The following is a 14,054-nucleotide window of genomic DNA, read 5'->3' on the forward strand; positions in this document are numbered from 1 at the left end:
GATCGGTGGTGAGTGCTTCACGGCCGCTTGGAGGATCGACGATGCCGGCTTCCCGCACGAGCAGAACGTCGCTGCCCCGCAGCACGGTCACCCGCGAGCACATCATCGAGGCGGCGACGCGGATCGCGGACGAGGAGAGCATCGAGGCCCTCACCATCCGCCGGCTCGCCGCCGACGTCGGCAGCGGTGCGATGACGCTGTACAGCTACTTCCGCAACAAGGAAGAGATCCTCGACGCCATCGCCGACCACGTGCTCGGTGGCTTCACCCTGCCGCCGGCAGAGGAGACGGAACCGCGGGCGGTGGTGCAGAGCCTGGCCTCGGCGTTCCTCCGGATGATGCGGGAGCATCCCAGCATCGTGCGGCTCTTCACCACCCGCGTGACCACCAGCCCGGATTCGCTGCGTGGGGCGATGGAGGCGGTGGTGGGCAGGCTGCGCGAGGTCGGGTTCGAGGGTCGTGAGGCGGTCCAGGCGTACGGTCTGATCGTCCATTACACCCTCGGCTTCGCCAGCTACCAGGCACCCCGCCCGTGGGGCAAGCCCGACCTGCCCGATGTCGAGGAGTTGTGCCGCCAGCGGACCCACTTCTACTCCGCGTTGCCCTTGGCGGAGTTCCCGAATCTGGTGTCGCTCGCCGGCGACGTGACGACGCTGCCGAGCGACGAGCAGTTCCAGTTCGGGTTGGACTGCCTGCTCGACGGGCTCCTGCGTCGGATCCAGGCGAACTGACCAGCGGAAACACCTCCCGCCCTCCTCCACGTTCCGCCGCCACCGTTCTTGATTACCCGTATCGTACGGCGTACGATACGGGTAATGTCAGGCTCGGAGTTCCGATCACCAGGAGAGGTGGCCCCGACGATGCTCGGGAGTGCCACCGCGTCGGCGCGCAGATGACCGGCGCGGGCGTGAACGCAGCGAAGGTCGTCGCCCTGGTCGGCACCGGCGGCACGATCACGGGCTGGTCGCCGAGCAGCCTGGACCTGACCGGTTACGCGGAAACGGAGTCGCAGCGGCTGTCGCTGGCCGAGGTGGTGGCCGCGGTGCCGGAGATCGCCGAGATCGCCGAGATACGGCAAATCAGCCTCCCCGCAGCCCCGAGCCACGCCCTCGACCTGCCGGACATGCTCGGCATCGCCGGACACGTGCGCACCGCCCTGGCCGACGACGAGGTGACGGGGGTCGTGATCACACACGGCACCAACACCCTCGAGGAACTGGCATTCCTGCTGGAGTTGGTGCTTGCGCCCGGCAAGCCGGTGGTCCTCACCGCCGCGATGCGCCCGCTCTCGGCGCTGAGCGGGGACGGCCCGCTCAACCTCGTCGACGCGGTACGGGTGGCAGTCAGCCCACAGACGGCGGGGCGGGGACCAGTGGTGGCGATGAACGGGGCGATCTGGTCACCCCGACGGGTGACCAAGGCATACACCGCCGGATCCGATGCCTTCCGCAGCCCTGAGCTGGGACCGCTCGGCTTTGTTGACCCCGATGGCACCGTGATCTTCCACCACCGGGAGGAGCACACCCCGCCGGTGCTGGACGTCATGGGCGCTGCCGTGCCAAGGGTGGACCTGGTGGTCTCCTACCCCGGCGCCGACGGGGTGCTGATCGACGCGGCGGTCGCCGCCGGCACGGCCGGCCTGGTCAGCGCCGGCACCGGTGCCGGTTTCCCCACTCCGGCCGAACACGCCGCCCTGCTCCGCGCGGTAGCGGCTGGGGTAGTGGTGTGCCAGTCGTACCGCAGTGGCGCGGGCCGGGTGCGGCCAAGTCCTCGACTCCGCCGAGCAGGCATCGTCGCCGGTCAGGGCCTCAGCCCCGGCAAGTGTCGGGTCCTGCTCGCGCTCGCCCTGGCAACGGGGGCCCGAGCCGGCCGGGTTCAGGAACTGTTCGACCGCGTCGACGGCCGGACCTGTTCGGCGAGCGCCAGGTAGGCGTCGCCGAGACGACTGCCGGCGAGGTCGATCCGGCGGGTGGGCCAGGTTGACCGCTATCGCAGCAGGCCGCGCCGGTAGCCCTCGCCGACGGCGGCGGCCCGGTCCCGGACGCCGAGCTTGTCGTAGACGTGCTGGAGGTGGGTCTTGATGCTTGCTTCGCTGACGAACAGGAGTCTGGCCGCCTCCCGGTTGGAGGCGCCGTCGGCGACCAGTTGGAGTACCTCCAGTTCTCGGTTGCTCAGCGCCAACCCGGTCGGTTTGCGGACCCGGCCCATGAGTTGACTTGCGGCCGAGGGCGCGAGGACGGACTCACCGCGATGGGCGGCGCGGACGGCGCGGATCAGGTCCTCGGGTGGTGTGTCCTTGAGCAGGTATCCGGTGGCGCCCGCCTCGACCGCCGGCAGCACGTCGGTTTCGCTGTCGAAGGTGGTGAGCACCAGCACGTGTATGGACGGCGCGGCCTGGGCGAGGGCGGCGATCGCCTGCACGCCGTTCATCTGCGGCATCCGCAGATCCATCAGCACCACGTCGACGTCCAGCCGCACCGCTTCGGTCACCGCTTCGCGACCGTTGGCGGCCTCGCCGGCGACCTCGATGTCGGGCAGGTCTGCGAAGGCCCCCCGGAGGCCGTTACGAACGATGGGATGGTCGTCGGCGATCAGGATGCGGATCATGATGCCGCCATCGGGATCGCCGGCACCCGTACGCTGATCGCCGAGCCCTCGCCAGGGGCGCTCTCGATCTCCACCACACCTCCCACGCTCCGGACCCGCTGCATCATGCTCCTAAGGCCGAACCCCTGAGCCGAGTCACCGTCCATGCCACGCCCGTCGTCACGGACGTCGAGCAGGACCACGTCGGTCAGGTAGGAGAGGGTCAGTCCCACCCGGGATGCGCGGGCGTGTCGGACCACGTTGTGCAGCGCTTCCTGCGCGACCCGGAACAGGGTGACATCGATGGCCGGGCTCAGCGCGACCTGTTCGCCGGTGATCTCGAACCGTACCGTGATGCCGGTGTCGTCCTCCCATCGCCGGGCCAGGTCGCCGAGGGCGTCTGGCAGGTGGGCCGCCTCCAGTTGGCGCGGCCCTAACGCCTGAACCGACCGGCGGGCCTCGTCCAGGCCGTCCCGGGCCAGGGCCAACGCCCGGTCGACGTGCTCACGCGTCTGTGGCGGCGCGTGCCAGACCCGCTGGGCTGCCTGCATCTGGGTGATGATGCCGGTCAGGCCCTGCGCCAGCGAGTCGTGGATCTCGCCGGCCATCCGATGCCGCTCGTCCAGCACGCCGGCTTCGCGGGCCTGAGTCAGCAACTGGGCGTGCAGCCCGGCGTTCTCCTCCAGCGCCGCCTCCAGCCGGGCGACCATCTGCTGGCGTCGTTCGTGCTGCTCGGCGCTTCTTTCGGCCAGCACGATGCCGGAGCTGATCGCCGCGGTCTGCACCACGATCACTCCCAGGTAGGTGCCGAGGGACTGCACCGTCGCGGCCGGTGCGTCGGACGCCATGGTGTTGATGGCGACCGAGGTGCCGAGCACCCCGGCCACCCCCAACGGCCACGGTCGCAGCTGGTACGCGTGCAGGAACCCGGTGATGGCGAAGAGCAGGAAGACCACGTCGCAAGCCATCAGTGCGATGCAGAGCGCGAGCAGTCCGGCGAAGTAGACCAGCATCGGCAGGGTCCGCTTGCGGCGTTCACGCGGCACCCGGGTGTGCCCCAGATACACCCACCCGGCCGCCGCCCCCACCAGCCCTAGGGTGATCGCCCGGTCGTGCCAGGTCTGGCTGGGCTGGGCCATGGCGATCGCTGTCGAGCAGGGGAGTAGCAGCCAGGGCGCCAGGACGAGCAGCTTCTCGTACCAGCGGTCCCAGTCGGGACCGGCGTCACCGCTCATCGACGCTCGCACCTTCGACTCATTCCCAGCGGAACAGCTTCGCTGCCGCAGCACCGGCCACGACCGCGAACAGCGCCATTATCCCGAGTTGCAGGAGCAGCGGCGACGCCGCCGTGTCGGCCCCCGCCACCGCATCACCGGACCAGCCGAGCAGGAGCGCCTGCGCGCCGGGTGGGGTGTAGTCGCCCATCCGCATCAGGAAGTCCGGCAGCAGGAAGCGCGGCAGGAAGACCCCTCCGGCGAACATGGTCACCATGTAGACGGCGGTCGCCAGTCCGGTGGCGGCCCGGGAGGTGGGCGCGACCGCGGCGATCAGCATGCCCATCGCCAGTACCGCGCCGAAACCGAGCAGGAACGCGACCGCGAACCTGAACGGGTGCCGAGGCAGAGGCACGTCGAGCACCAGCCGGGCCGAGACGATCAGCAGTGTCGCCGCCGTGACCGCAGCGGCCAGGGCGACGATGAGCTGCGCCGCCAGCACCGTGCCGGGGTGGACCGGCGTGGTAGACATCCGCCGTAGGATGCCCCGCTCGCGATAGGTGGCCACCACCGACGGGATGTGTTGCAGCCCGACGAGCCCGAGCCCGAGCACGAGTGCGCTCGGGGCCCAGAGTTCTACGAACCGCACCCCGCCGAACTCCTCCGACGGCGCCCGCAGCGCGGGGACGAGGCCGAGCCCGAGCAGGATCGCGGTCGGAAACAGCACCCCGAAGACGAACGCCATCGGCTCCCGCAGGAACAGCTTCGCCTCGGCAACAGTGAGTCTGTACAGGGCGGACACTACGACAACTTCTTTCGAGTGAGGGTGACGAAGGCGTCGTCCAGGCTGGCCTGCTCGACCCGGAGTTCCTGGGCGATGACGCGCTGCTGGGTCAAGACCGAGGTGACAGCCTGTAGCAGGTTTCCGGTGCCGGTCACCACCACCTGCTGCCCGTGGCGCTGCACGCCGGTCACCTCCGGCAGGTCGGTCAGCAGCCGCTCCACCACAGGGGTCGACGGCCGGAACCGCACCCGCTGCTCGGCGGCAGCGCGCGCGACCAGGCCGGCAGGCGTGTCGAGGGCGACCACGCGCCCGGAGTCGATCAGCGCGAGACGGTCACAGAGCCGCTCCGCCTCATCCATGAAGTGCGTGACGAGAACGATCGTGACGCCGGAGTCGCGTACCTCTTCGACCAGATCCCAGGTGTCGCGCCGAGCTTGTGGATCGAGCCCGGTGGTGAGTTCGTCCAGCACCGCGACGGTGGGGCCACCCACCAGGGCCAGCGCGACCGACAGCCGCTGCTGCTGCCCACCGGAGAGCTTCCGGTACTGGGTGTGGCGTTTCTCGGCGAGTCCCAGCATCTCCAGCAGCCGCGCCCCATCCGCCGGCGCGCGGTAGAACGAACGGTAGAGATCCATCGCCTCGGCCACCGTCTGCTTGTCCGGCAGTTGGTGCCCCTGTAGCTGGACCCCGACCCGTTCCCGCACCTCCGCCCGATCCCGCCGCGGATCGAGGCCGAGCACCGAGATCCCGCCACGATCGGGAGTGCGCAGGCCGCTCACACACTCGACCGTGGTCGTCTTGCCGGCGCCGTTCGGACCGAGAATCCCGAAGATCTCGCCCGCCTCGACCACGAACGACACATCGTCGACAGCGACCGTGTTCCCGTACCGCTTGTGGAGGTTCGTCACCTCGATGATCCCCATAGCGGCAGCCTCGCCGCCGCCGCTGGATGCCGGATCACCCAGCTGGTGCCGAGGTCGGTCGACCCTCGGATCAACCAATCGGTTGACCCAGGGCGGGCGCTTGTGGTTCCGACGGCAGCCGCCGCGGCCTGCGCGCGTCGGCACCGCGCGACTTCTGTGAACATCCCGTCGCCGGTCGGATTGTGCAACGTGGCAACGCCACGACGGCGGCGGACGATTCTCAGGCCAGCCTCGTGGTGATATTCCTGCGCCCGTTCGAAGAGGAGGGCGACGGTGACGAGGCCAGGCCGCCATCCGCGCTGCGGCAAGGTCGCCTAAGTGAGCGTTTCGCATGTCTGTCAGTCGGGTGTGTTGAGGGTGCGGCGTTGTTGGCGGGTGGCGGGTCCGCCTCGGGTGAGGCGGGCGAGCATGCCGGCGATGGTCGGTGCCTGCGGACAGACGCCGCATCCGGCCACCGGGCGTGCCGCGGTGGCCGGATGCGGATGGTGGTCAGGGTTTGAGGACGACCTTCTCGCAGTTGTCCTGCTTGTTCTTGAAGATCTCGAAGCCGCGTTCTGCCTGGTCGAGCGGCAGGGTGTGGGTGATGACCCGGGTCGGGTCGATCTCCCCGCGTTCGATGCGCTGCAACAGCGGTTTCATGTAGCGCTGCACGTGGCATTGACCGGTCCGCAGGGTCAGCGCCCGGTTCATCCACGCGCCCGCCGGGAACTTGTCGAGGAAGCCGCCGTACACACCGATGACCGACACGATGCCGCCGCTGCGACAGGACAGGATCGCCTGCCGTAGTGCGTGCGGACGCTCCGTCTCCGAGCGCACTGCCTGCTTGATCCGGTCGTAGGCGTGCACGTGTGCGGCACCGTGGCTGGCCTCCATGCCGACCGCGTCGATGCACTTGTCCGGTCCCCGCCCGCCGGTCAGTTCGAGCAGCCGGGACCGCACGTCCACATCCTCGAAGTTCACCGGCGTGTGGCCCGCCCGTTCGGCCATCTGCAGCCGGTACGGCTCTTTGTCGATAGCGATGACCTTCGCCGCGCCGAGTGCCCGGGCACTGTCCATCGCGAACTGCCCGACCGGACCCGCGCCCCACACCGCCACCACGTCGGTGGGCTGGATATCGCACATCTCGGCGCCCATGTAGCCGGTCGGCAGGATGTCGGACAGGAACAGCACCTGCTCGTCGGTCAGGTCCGCCTCGATCTTCAGCGGACCGACGTCGGCGAACGGCACCCGCGCGTACTGCGCCTGACCCCCGGCGAAGCCGCCGGTCAGATGCGAATAGCCGAAGATCCCGGCGACCGGGTGACCGAACATCTTCTCGGCGATCCCGGCGTTGGGGTTGGAGTTCTCGCAGCAGGAGTACAAGTCGGCGGCGCAGGCCCCACACGCGCCGCAGGCGATCGGGAACGGCACGACGACCCGGTCGCCGACGCGCAGGCGACCCGGGTCGACGCCTCGGCCGACCTCGATGACCTCGCCCATGAACTCGTGACCCATGACGTCGCCGTCCTGCATCGTGGGCACGTACCCGTCGAGGAGGTGCAGGTCGGAGCCGCAGATCGCGGTGGAGGTAATCCGTACGATGGCGTCGCGGTCGTTGAGGATCTTCGGGTCCGGCACGTCACGGACCTTGACCTTGTTGCGGCCCGTCCAGGTGTTCGCCTTCACGCGCCTGCCCCCTTCGCCAGCTCGGCGTCCGAGAGCGGTTGCGCCGGACGTTGCGGGAACTCCTTGCGGGCCCGCTTGCCCCACGGGGCGCCTTCGGATCGGACCACCTGCCCGGTCTCCAGCACCTGCTTGAGCCGGCGCAGGTCGTCGTCGAGCTGCTGGTGTGGTTCCTCGCCGAAGTACTTGGCGATCGCCTTGCCGACCGCGCCGCCCGGGATGTCGTAGGACATGACGACGTGTACCTCGGTGCTGGCCCCGTCCGGGGCGGGCACAAACCGGACGGTGCCGGCGTTCGGCACGTCGGCGTTACCGGTGGACCGCCACGCGATCTTGTGCCCGGGCGTCTCGTCGGTGATCTCCGCGTCCCACTCGACGTTCTTGCCGAAAGGCGCGCTGGCGGACCAGTGGCTCGTGCGGTCGCCGGTGGCACGGATCTTCTCGAGGTGTGCCATGAAGGTGGGGAGGTTGTCCAGGTCACGCCAGAACGCGTAGACCGTGGGTGCGGGTTTGCGGATGGTTGTCGTGGCTGTCAGCTCCATGGATCCTCCTTGGCGTGAGCCTTGTAGCGCCAGCGCCGAACCGCTCCTCGTGGCGCGGGTGGCTTGCAGGGCGGTCAGAAGGTCCACGACCGTGATTCCGACGATGGCGCCGGTGACACCGACGAGGCGACGGCGGCGGTGCCCGCTACGGTGGGCGATGGCCACCCCGAGAGAGGCCAGGTCCATCGCGTCGCCCACGACCCGGGTCCATGCCCAGATGCCCTTGCGGCGGCTCGTCAGGAGCCCGGCCGCATGGACCAGTTCTCGCGCCCCGACAAGCGGTACCACCGTCCGGGATGTCGAGGAGTCGTCCACCCCGCTGATCCGGCGCACCGTGTCCGGCGCCGCCAGCTGTGCCACCCCCAGACCGAGACTCATCCAGCCGAGCCGGCGCCCTCGCCGTCGCACGTCGTCCTGCCTGGCCTGCGCTGCCTCTCGGGTTGCTAGTTGAGTCACGGGTAGCCTCCGTATCCAGTCGCAGCCCGGCCGAGCCATTCCGGCTCAAGAAGTCCGGGACGCGACCCACAGAGGCCCCGCATACCCCTCGAAAAACACCTCAACCCGTGCATCTGTCGCGGCACGGAGGTGATCCCTGTCCTGCGGCTCAGCAGGACCTGCGGGCCGCTACCGCCAGCAGCGGTACGGCCCGGTCGTCGTCGCCCCTGCCGAGCGCCTGTATCCGGACGTCGATCCAAGAGCCTCACCGCGGCGGCGCTACGACCGGCGGAGCGCCGCCGCGGTGCGGGCTCAGACCTCGGTTCTGCTCCTCTGGGTTCTGAGCCCTCACCACGTCAGGCGGTCGCCATCTGGTGGACGGTCTCGCCCTGGGCGAACACCTCGATCATCTTGGCGCAGAACGCCGGGAGATCGTTGGGGTTGCGGCTGGTGACCAGGCCGTTGTCGACCTGTACCTGTTGGTCCACCCAGTTCCCGCCCGCGTTGCGGATGTCGGTGCGCAGACTGGGGAACGAGGTGACGGTCCGGCCGCTCACCAGGCCGGTCTCGACCAACGACCAGGGGCCATGGCAGATCGCCGCCACCGGCTTCTGTTGCTGGAAGAACGCCCGGACGAAGTCCATGGCTTGCGGGTTCATCCGGAGCCGGTCGGGGTTGACCGTCCCGCCCGGCAGCAGCAGGGCGTCGAAGTCGGCCGCAGTGGCCTCGTTCACGGTCCGATCCACCCGATAGCGGTTGGCCGGGTCGATGTCCTGGTTCATCGACTGGATCTCGCCGGAGTTCAACGAGATCAGGTGGACCTCGGCGCCCGCCTGCTCCGCGGCTGCCCGGGACTGGGTGTACTCCACGTCCTCCACCCCGTCGGCGGCGAGACAAGCGATTCGTTTGCCGGTCAGTGGCTGCTGGCTCTGCGCCATTTCGGGTGGCCTCTCCCTCGCAGCGCCGCCCCGTCGACGGCGCATCGTTCGCTCGCGGCCGCCTTCCCGGTGTTGGAACCGGGAAACAGGTCACCGAAGGTCGCTCAGGGATGACGGATAGGTGCGCCCGCCGATGCGGCGGGGCACGGAGGATGGGTCGCCGTACGAGACTGCCTTCGCTCGAAGCGGGTAACGCACTGAACCACTGGCGCCGAGGCCCCGGGAAGGCCGACATGACTCTCCCTCACGCTTCGATCGAGCTGCCGTCCGGTCAGACCATGCCCGTGTTCGGCCAGGGCACGTGGTACCTGGGTGAGCGTCCCGCGAGGCGACGGGATGAGCTGGCGGCCCTGCACGCTGGCCTGGACCTGGGCATGACCTTGATCGATACTGCGGAGATGTACGGCGATGGCGCCTCCGAGGAGCTTGTCGGTAAGGCGATTGTCGGACGACGCGACGATGTGTTCCTGGTCGACGAGGTGCTGCCGTCCAATGGCAGCCGGCAGGGAGCCGTGCAGGCCTGCCGGCGCAGCCTGCAACGACTCGGTGTCGACCATATCGATCTCTACCTGCTGCACTGGCGCGGCTTACATCCACTCTCGGAGATGATCGAGGCGTTCGCCGAACTCGTCGACGCCGGCGACATCGGGCAGTGGGGCGTGAGCAACTTCGACCTGTCCGACATGACCGAGTTGCTCGATGCGGGCGGGAACGACTGCGCGACCAACCAGATCCTGTACAACCTCTCCCGGCGCGGGTCTGAGTACGACCTGCTGCCGTGCCTCCGTGAACACCGGATCCCGGTGATGGCGTACTCCCCGATCGAGCAGGGCAGACTACTCGGCCACGACCAGGTCGCGGAGGTCGCCGCCCGACACGGGGCGACGCCCGCTCAGGTCGCACTGGCCTGGGTGCTGAGGCGGGAAATGGTCGCGGCCATCCCCCGATCGTCCAACTCGGAACACACCCGCCAGAACGCGGAGGCGCGCGACCTGCACCTGACCGAGGAAGACATCGCGGCTCTTGACAGGGCGTTCCCGCCACCTGCTGGCCCGCAACCGTTGGAGATGTTGTAGGGCCGGTGGCCGTACCAGCGGGAGCAGTGCCGGCGCCCTGACCAGCGGAAACGCCGCGAGTGTCACAAACACCCCCGGGCGGGGTCCGCCCTTTATGAAAGGTTTTGCTCTGAAGGTTGCTGATCTTCGACGGTGCCGAACGAGCAGAGGCGGTCACTGCCGCAGGAACAAGCCGAGATCAAGAACCACACGACCGTTGAAACTGCCCGTCGTGTGAGCTTCGCCGGTCAGTAGGTCGACTCGGTACGCCCGGCTGCCGGCGGCACCGTTGAGCACGGCGTAGGCGTTGTTGGCCACGGCGCGATCGCCACGCAGAGCGCTGTGGATGTCGAAGCCTGCCTGTTAGGGGCGCGTCGACTCCGAGTGAACCGGTGGCGGCCAGTTGCCGGGAGTTCGCGGGGGGATTGCAGCGCGACCTGGGCTTCTGGTCGTAGACGCGGTCGATCGATATCAGGGTGCCGTCGCCGATGGCGTAGGCCAGCCGCCGGATCCTGCTCATCGCCTGGTGCAGGTCGTCAGCGGTCGCGGCGAGCAGGGTGATCGCTTCGTGGACATCGCGCCAGGCGGTGGTCACTCCGATAGCGAATCCGGCGGCGAGGCGGGCGAGGGTGTCGCCGTTGCGGAGATGGGTCAGCACGAGCAGGGCTTGGCGGCCGGGGTGGCGGCGCCACCGGGATCGGCGTTGGTGGCGATGGGTACGGATCAGGTCGGCGACGTGGTTCAAGGATCGAGTGGACAACGGGATCGAGGCAGGGTAAGACAGCAGCGAGGCTCCCGAAAGGGGCATCTTTCTTGGTCGATTGCGTCGTACCGGGAGCCTCACTGCACCCGGCTACCGGCCCCCTCCACACCGCTGACCTGCACCACCAGGTTGGAAAAGGCTCATTGAAGGACTACTGGCTACGCGCCGACGATGTGCTCTGCGTGCGGACCGGGGCATTTACGGCACCCACCGTCGTGCGACCGACCGAGACGGATTGGCTCCTGAGCACAAGCCTGCTGCGTCTGCGAGTCTCCGACCTGGATGTCCTCAACCCCTACTACCTGTACGCATATCTACGCTCCGCAGCGGGCACGGATGGGATGAAGGCGTTCGTACGGGCTACCGTAACCGCATACGTAACCGCAGTGGACGTCGCGGCGTAGTGATCTCGGGCGGTGTCGGGGTCGTCGCAGCCGTGCTGTTCTACCACAGCGGAGCTGACCCTTCCACGGCGGTGATCGCGGGCGGCGCAGCCTTCGGCGCGACCATGACACTCGTCCTGGAAGTCCTCAAATACCTTCGCGGCCTATGAATTCGGCGACCGCCGAGATCAGTTGCCTACGAATCCGTACACATCCCAGGAGTTGTGCACGGCGAAAGCGATCCTTAGGTTGTCAACGCTGGCTGAACTTTTCAGGCGGAGCCGACATAGGTCAGTAACGCCCTGCTTCTCCGCCGGCCGGCTTCGCCTCGGTACGGCGGGGCGGCGCTGGTGACGCTGTCCAGCCGTCGCCTGCGCGATTTGCGTTACACGCTCAGGCCACGGCATCCAGTTGTCCCACGGGTCAGGCCCCAGTCCCGGACAGCGCTCGCCAAGTCTCACAGTTGTCCCAGATCAGCACTAACCGGCGTACGCCCTGAGCGGACCGCGGCGGCAGTCCGTGCCTGTGCTAGCATTGCTCTCATTGTCTGAGGTGAGGAGGAGTGATGGCAGCGCTCAGCATCAGGGATCTCGACGATGCGGTGCGGGAGAAGTTGCGCCGTCGCGCTGCGCAGCATGGCCGATCCATGGAGGCCGAGATCCGCGACATCCTCACCAGGGCCGTCGCCGAGGATGCGCCGGTGAATGATCTATTCGGCGCACTCACTGATCGATTTGCCAGACTCGGGGGCGTCGAATTGGAGCTGCCGTCTCGTTCGACGTCACCCCGCGCAGCGAGCCTGCCCGAATGATGATCGTTCTGGACACCAACGTCGTTTCTGAACTCATGCGGGCCGAGCCCGCACCGGTGGTACTCGCGTGGATCCAGCAGAACTCGCGTGCCGGCCTGTACACCACGGCGATCACTGTCGCTGAGATCCGCTACGGCATCGCGCGGCTGCCGGCAGGGCAGCGCCGGGAGTCACTGCACCAGGCCGCCAGCGAGATCTTCGCCGCCTTTCCCCGCCAAGTGCTGCCCTTCGACCTCGCCGCAGCCAGCGCCTACGCCGACGTCGTCGCCGGGCGGGACAGACTCGGCCACCCGATCGACGGGTTCGACGCCCAGATCGCCGCCATCTGCCGCGCCCAAGCTGCCACCCTCGCCACCCGTAACACCAAGGACTTCACCGACACGGGGATCGGCGTCGTCGATCCCTGGCAGGACGCGACCACCTGAAACCACCACTTCGCCTGCCGCCGTCAGCGGTCCGCGTTCAATCCTGAGTGACGTCTCGTGTCTCTCTCATGCGTCCATGGCGGATCATGTCCAGGTGTAGGTGATCTCGGCGGCCCGCCGGGAGTGGATCTTTCCGTTCGCCGGGCTGCAGCCCGCCCAGTTCCGGCACCACCGCACCGTCCGAGCCCAGGTCGAACACGTCCTGGCCCGCATGAAGTGCTTCAAGATCCCGCTCGACTACCGTCGCGCCGCCCACACATTGACCAGGCCGCATCCGGTATCGCTCACCTCCGCAACATGATCCTCGCCAGATGACACCAACACCGTTGACCAGCAACGCCTTCGGCGCTGGTGAGGTGTTCGAAGGCGCGCAGGACGAACCCGCCGGTGAAGTCATCGGCGCGTAGTTCAAGGAAACGGGCGGCGATCTGCCAGCGGTGGTGGGGTCGCAGGTCGGGGATGAAGGCCGCCTCGTGCCAATGGTGTTTCATCGATTTGGTGTAGTCGCGCAGTACGGCGGCGCCGGTGCCGAGTTGTGTCCGGGCGTGGTCGAAGGCAGTTCGCTGCGCGCTGGTGGTGCCAACCGGGAAGTTCGTGGGCGGGGCGGTACTGGTCGCCGTTGGTGCGCAGGGTCACGCCGTGGGTGGTGAGGGCATCGGCGAAGGCGGCGTACTGGTCGCTGTGGAGCATCCAGCCGCAGTAGACCGCGACGCGGCCGGCGGGCACGGCTGCGACGGCGCGGTGCGGCTCGTCGCGGGTCAGTGCGTCGTGGTCGACCACGGCGACGTCGATCCCGGCTTCGCGGGCGGCGTGGGCCTCGGGCGCGAACGGGGACTCCCCACAGCTCAGTCGACAGACGAGGCGGTACGGGACCTGGAGCCGGACCGCCTCTTCTGTCCGTAGGGTGTTGGGAGTCGCCCCCCGCAGCGGGCCGGCCGTCCGTTCCTCGTTTACGCCGTGGGAGAGACACCATGACATCCACGTCTGTTCGACGGTTGACGGGTGTGGTCGGCCAGGTCGTGTTGGGCGTGATGCTGCTCGTTGCCGGCACCGCTCACCTGACCGTCGCGCGCGAGGAGTTTCTGGCGCAGGTGCCCTCCTGGCTCCCGCTCGATGCCGACTTCGTCGTGGTCGCCTCCGGAGTGGTCGAGATCTGTCTGGGGCTGGCCCTGCTCGCCGCTTGGAGACAGCCTGTGCGTGGCCTCACCGGAGCGGTCGTAGCGGCCTTCTTCGTCGCGGTCTTCCCGGGCAACATCGCTCAGTTCACTGAAGGGCGTGACGGATTCGGCCTGGACACCGACGCGGCACGGGCGGTCCGCCTGCTCTTCCAGCCGCTGCTCGTGCTCTGGGCGCTCGCCGCCACCGACGCGGTTCCCGCGCTGCGTTCACTGCGCCGTCGCCCCGAATCCTGACGTCCCGACCAGGTCGAGGGGGGGGCCCGCGCCGGGGGGGGGGCCCGGCCCGGGGTCGGCGGCGAGCAGGATGGGGTTTGTGTGGCGAGGGGGTTGGTGGGGGGGTATCGGAAACCCGGGT

17 protein-coding genes and 1 pseudogene are annotated in these 14,054 nt (G+C 68.6%); 8 read left to right on the plus strand and 10 right to left on the minus strand.

What is annotated here, in order from left to right:
• Nucleotides 1-41 precede the first annotated feature (41 nt).
• Nucleotides 42-731 carry a TetR/AcrR family transcriptional regulator gene (locus tag ACIBO1_RS29635; RefSeq protein ID WP_131055310.1) on the plus strand — a complete coding sequence of 230 codons (690 nt, stop codon included), beginning with the start codon at nucleotides 42-44 and terminating at the stop codon, nucleotides 729-731.
• A gap of 176 nt (nucleotides 732-907) precedes the next feature.
• Nucleotides 908-1,930 carry an asparaginase gene (locus tag ACIBO1_RS29640; RefSeq protein ID WP_396752191.1) on the plus strand — a complete coding sequence of 341 codons (1,023 nt, stop codon included), beginning with the start codon at nucleotides 908-910 and terminating at the stop codon, nucleotides 1,928-1,930.
• Nucleotides 1,931-1,986: 56 nt separating this feature from the next.
• On the opposite strand, the gene ACIBO1_RS29645 is transcribed toward ACIBO1_RS29640, so the two are convergent.
• From ACIBO1_RS29645 to ACIBO1_RS29675, 7 genes are all read right to left on the minus strand, one after another.
• A complete protein-coding gene (locus ACIBO1_RS29645; RefSeq protein WP_396752194.1) occupies nucleotides 1,987-2,607 on the minus strand; it encodes a response regulator in 621 nt (206 codons plus the stop codon).
• Nucleotides 2,604-3,821, minus strand: a complete 1,218-nt coding sequence (locus ACIBO1_RS29650; RefSeq protein ID WP_396752197.1) for a sensor histidine kinase — start codon at nucleotides 3,819-3,821, stop codon at nucleotides 2,604-2,606. Before ACIBO1_RS29650 ends, ACIBO1_RS29645 begins: the two co-directional genes overlap by 4 nt.
• A 19-nt stretch (nucleotides 3,822-3,840) precedes the next feature.
• A complete protein-coding gene (locus ACIBO1_RS29655) occupies nucleotides 3,841-4,602 on the minus strand; it encodes an ABC transporter permease (protein ID WP_396752199.1) in 762 nt (253 codons plus the stop codon).
• Nucleotides 4,602-5,507 carry an ABC transporter ATP-binding protein gene (locus ACIBO1_RS29660; protein WP_396752202.1) on the minus strand — a complete coding sequence of 302 codons (906 nt, stop codon included), beginning with the start codon at nucleotides 5,505-5,507 and terminating at the stop codon, nucleotides 4,602-4,604. Before ACIBO1_RS29660 ends, ACIBO1_RS29655 begins: the two co-directional genes overlap by 1 nt.
• Before the next feature lie 489 nt (nucleotides 5,508-5,996).
• Nucleotides 5,997-7,172: a zinc-dependent alcohol dehydrogenase gene (locus ACIBO1_RS29665; RefSeq protein ID WP_396752205.1), complete on the minus strand. Its 1,176-nt coding sequence runs from the start codon at nucleotides 7,170-7,172 to the stop codon at nucleotides 5,997-5,999.
• Entirely contained in the window at nucleotides 7,169-7,711 is a 543-nt protein-coding gene (locus ACIBO1_RS29670; RefSeq protein ID WP_396752208.1) for an SRPBCC family protein, read from the minus strand. The genes ACIBO1_RS29665 and ACIBO1_RS29670 overlap by 4 nt, the downstream gene beginning before the upstream one ends.
• A gap of 791 nt (nucleotides 7,712-8,502) precedes the next feature.
• The gene (locus ACIBO1_RS29675; RefSeq protein ID WP_396752210.1) at nucleotides 8,503-9,084 is read right to left on the minus strand and encodes a type 1 glutamine amidotransferase domain-containing protein; all 582 of its coding nucleotides are present in this window, start codon (nucleotides 9,082-9,084) and stop codon (nucleotides 8,503-8,505) included.
• Nucleotides 9,085-9,317: 233 nt separating this feature from the next.
• Between ACIBO1_RS29675 and ACIBO1_RS29680 the strand changes: the two genes are divergently transcribed.
• Nucleotides 9,318-10,160 carry an aldo/keto reductase gene (locus tag ACIBO1_RS29680; RefSeq protein ID WP_396752213.1) on the plus strand — a complete coding sequence of 281 codons (843 nt, stop codon included), beginning with the start codon at nucleotides 9,318-9,320 and terminating at the stop codon, nucleotides 10,158-10,160.
• A 153-nt stretch (nucleotides 10,161-10,313) separates the two neighbouring features.
• On the opposite strand, the gene ACIBO1_RS29685 is transcribed toward ACIBO1_RS29680, so the two are convergent.
• The gene (locus ACIBO1_RS29685; RefSeq protein WP_396752228.1) at nucleotides 10,314-10,487 is read right to left on the minus strand and encodes a hypothetical protein; all 174 of its coding nucleotides are present in this window, start codon (nucleotides 10,485-10,487) and stop codon (nucleotides 10,314-10,316) included.
• A 91-nt stretch (nucleotides 10,488-10,578) separates the two neighbouring features.
• Nucleotides 10,579-10,926, minus strand: a pseudogene (locus ACIBO1_RS29690) (transposase family protein); the annotation flags it as partial.
• A 924-nt stretch (nucleotides 10,927-11,850) separates the two neighbouring features.
• Here ACIBO1_RS29690 and ACIBO1_RS29695 point away from each other — a divergent pair.
• The 3 genes from ACIBO1_RS29695 (at nucleotide 11,851) to ACIBO1_RS29705 (ending at nucleotide 12,822) form a co-directional block, all read left to right on the plus strand.
• A complete protein-coding gene (locus tag ACIBO1_RS29695; protein ID WP_131053372.1) occupies nucleotides 11,851-12,096 on the plus strand; it encodes a FitA-like ribbon-helix-helix domain-containing protein in 246 nt (81 codons plus the stop codon).
• Nucleotides 12,093-12,521, plus strand: coding sequence for a type II toxin-antitoxin system VapC family toxin (locus ACIBO1_RS29700; RefSeq protein WP_396752216.1), 429 nt, complete (start codon nucleotides 12,093-12,095; stop codon nucleotides 12,519-12,521). The genes ACIBO1_RS29695 and ACIBO1_RS29700 overlap by 4 nt, the downstream gene beginning before the upstream one ends.
• A gap of 100 nt (nucleotides 12,522-12,621) precedes the next feature.
• Entirely contained in the window at nucleotides 12,622-12,822 is a 201-nt protein-coding gene (locus tag ACIBO1_RS29705) for a hypothetical protein (protein ID WP_396752231.1), read from the plus strand.
• Here the strand turns inward: ACIBO1_RS29705 and ACIBO1_RS29710 are convergent.
• Nucleotides 12,806-13,012, minus strand: a complete 207-nt coding sequence (locus tag ACIBO1_RS29710) for an ATP-grasp domain-containing protein (RefSeq protein WP_396752219.1) — start codon at nucleotides 13,010-13,012, stop codon at nucleotides 12,806-12,808. The genes ACIBO1_RS29705 and ACIBO1_RS29710 overlap by 17 nt on opposite strands.
• A 148-nt stretch (nucleotides 13,013-13,160) precedes the next feature.
• Between ACIBO1_RS29710 and ACIBO1_RS29715 the strand changes: the two genes are divergently transcribed.
• Nucleotides 13,161-13,424, plus strand: coding sequence for a hypothetical protein (locus ACIBO1_RS29715; protein ID WP_396752222.1), 264 nt, complete (start codon nucleotides 13,161-13,163; stop codon nucleotides 13,422-13,424).
• A 68-nt stretch (nucleotides 13,425-13,492) separates the two neighbouring features.
• The gene (locus ACIBO1_RS29720; protein WP_396752225.1) at nucleotides 13,493-13,933 is read left to right on the plus strand and encodes a hypothetical protein; all 441 of its coding nucleotides are present in this window, start codon (nucleotides 13,493-13,495) and stop codon (nucleotides 13,931-13,933) included.
• Nucleotides 13,934-14,054 lie beyond the last annotated feature (121 nt).

This window comes from Micromonospora sp. NPDC049903 (assembly GCF_044460945.1).
GTDB lineage: Bacteria > Actinomycetota > Actinomycetes > Mycobacteriales > Micromonosporaceae > Micromonospora.

Excerpts from the sequence above, each read along its gene's own strand:
- ACIBO1_RS29635 (WP_131055310.1), top strand. The coding sequence starts at position 42 with ATGCCGGCTTCCCGCACGAGCAGAACGTCGCTGCCCCGCAGCACGGTC.
- ACIBO1_RS29645 (WP_396752194.1), bottom strand. The coding sequence starts at position 2,607 with ATGATCCGCATCCTGATCGCCGACGACCATCCCATCGTTCGTAACGGC.
- ACIBO1_RS29650 (WP_396752197.1), bottom strand. The coding sequence starts at position 3,821 with ATGAGCGGTGACGCCGGTCCCGACTGGGACCGCTGGTACGAGAAGCTG.
- ACIBO1_RS29660 (WP_396752202.1), bottom strand. The coding sequence starts at position 5,507 with ATGGGGATCATCGAGGTGACGAACCTCCACAAGCGGTACGGGAACACG.
- ACIBO1_RS29670 (WP_396752208.1), bottom strand. The coding sequence starts at position 7,711 with ATGGAGCTGACAGCCACGACAACCATCCGCAAACCCGCACCCACGGTC.
- ACIBO1_RS29675 (WP_396752210.1), bottom strand. The coding sequence starts at position 9,084 with ATGGCGCAGAGCCAGCAGCCACTGACCGGCAAACGAATCGCTTGTCTC.
- ACIBO1_RS29680 (WP_396752213.1), top strand. The coding sequence starts at position 9,318 with ATGACTCTCCCTCACGCTTCGATCGAGCTGCCGTCCGGTCAGACCATG.
- ACIBO1_RS29695 (WP_131053372.1), top strand. The coding sequence starts at position 11,851 with ATGGCAGCGCTCAGCATCAGGGATCTCGACGATGCGGTGCGGGAGAAG.
- ACIBO1_RS29700 (WP_396752216.1), top strand. The coding sequence starts at position 12,093 with ATGATGATCGTTCTGGACACCAACGTCGTTTCTGAACTCATGCGGGCC.
- ACIBO1_RS29710 (WP_396752219.1), bottom strand. The coding sequence starts at position 13,012 with ATGAAACACCATTGGCACGAGGCGGCCTTCATCCCCGACCTGCGACCC.
- ACIBO1_RS29720 (WP_396752225.1), top strand. The coding sequence starts at position 13,493 with ATGACATCCACGTCTGTTCGACGGTTGACGGGTGTGGTCGGCCAGGTC.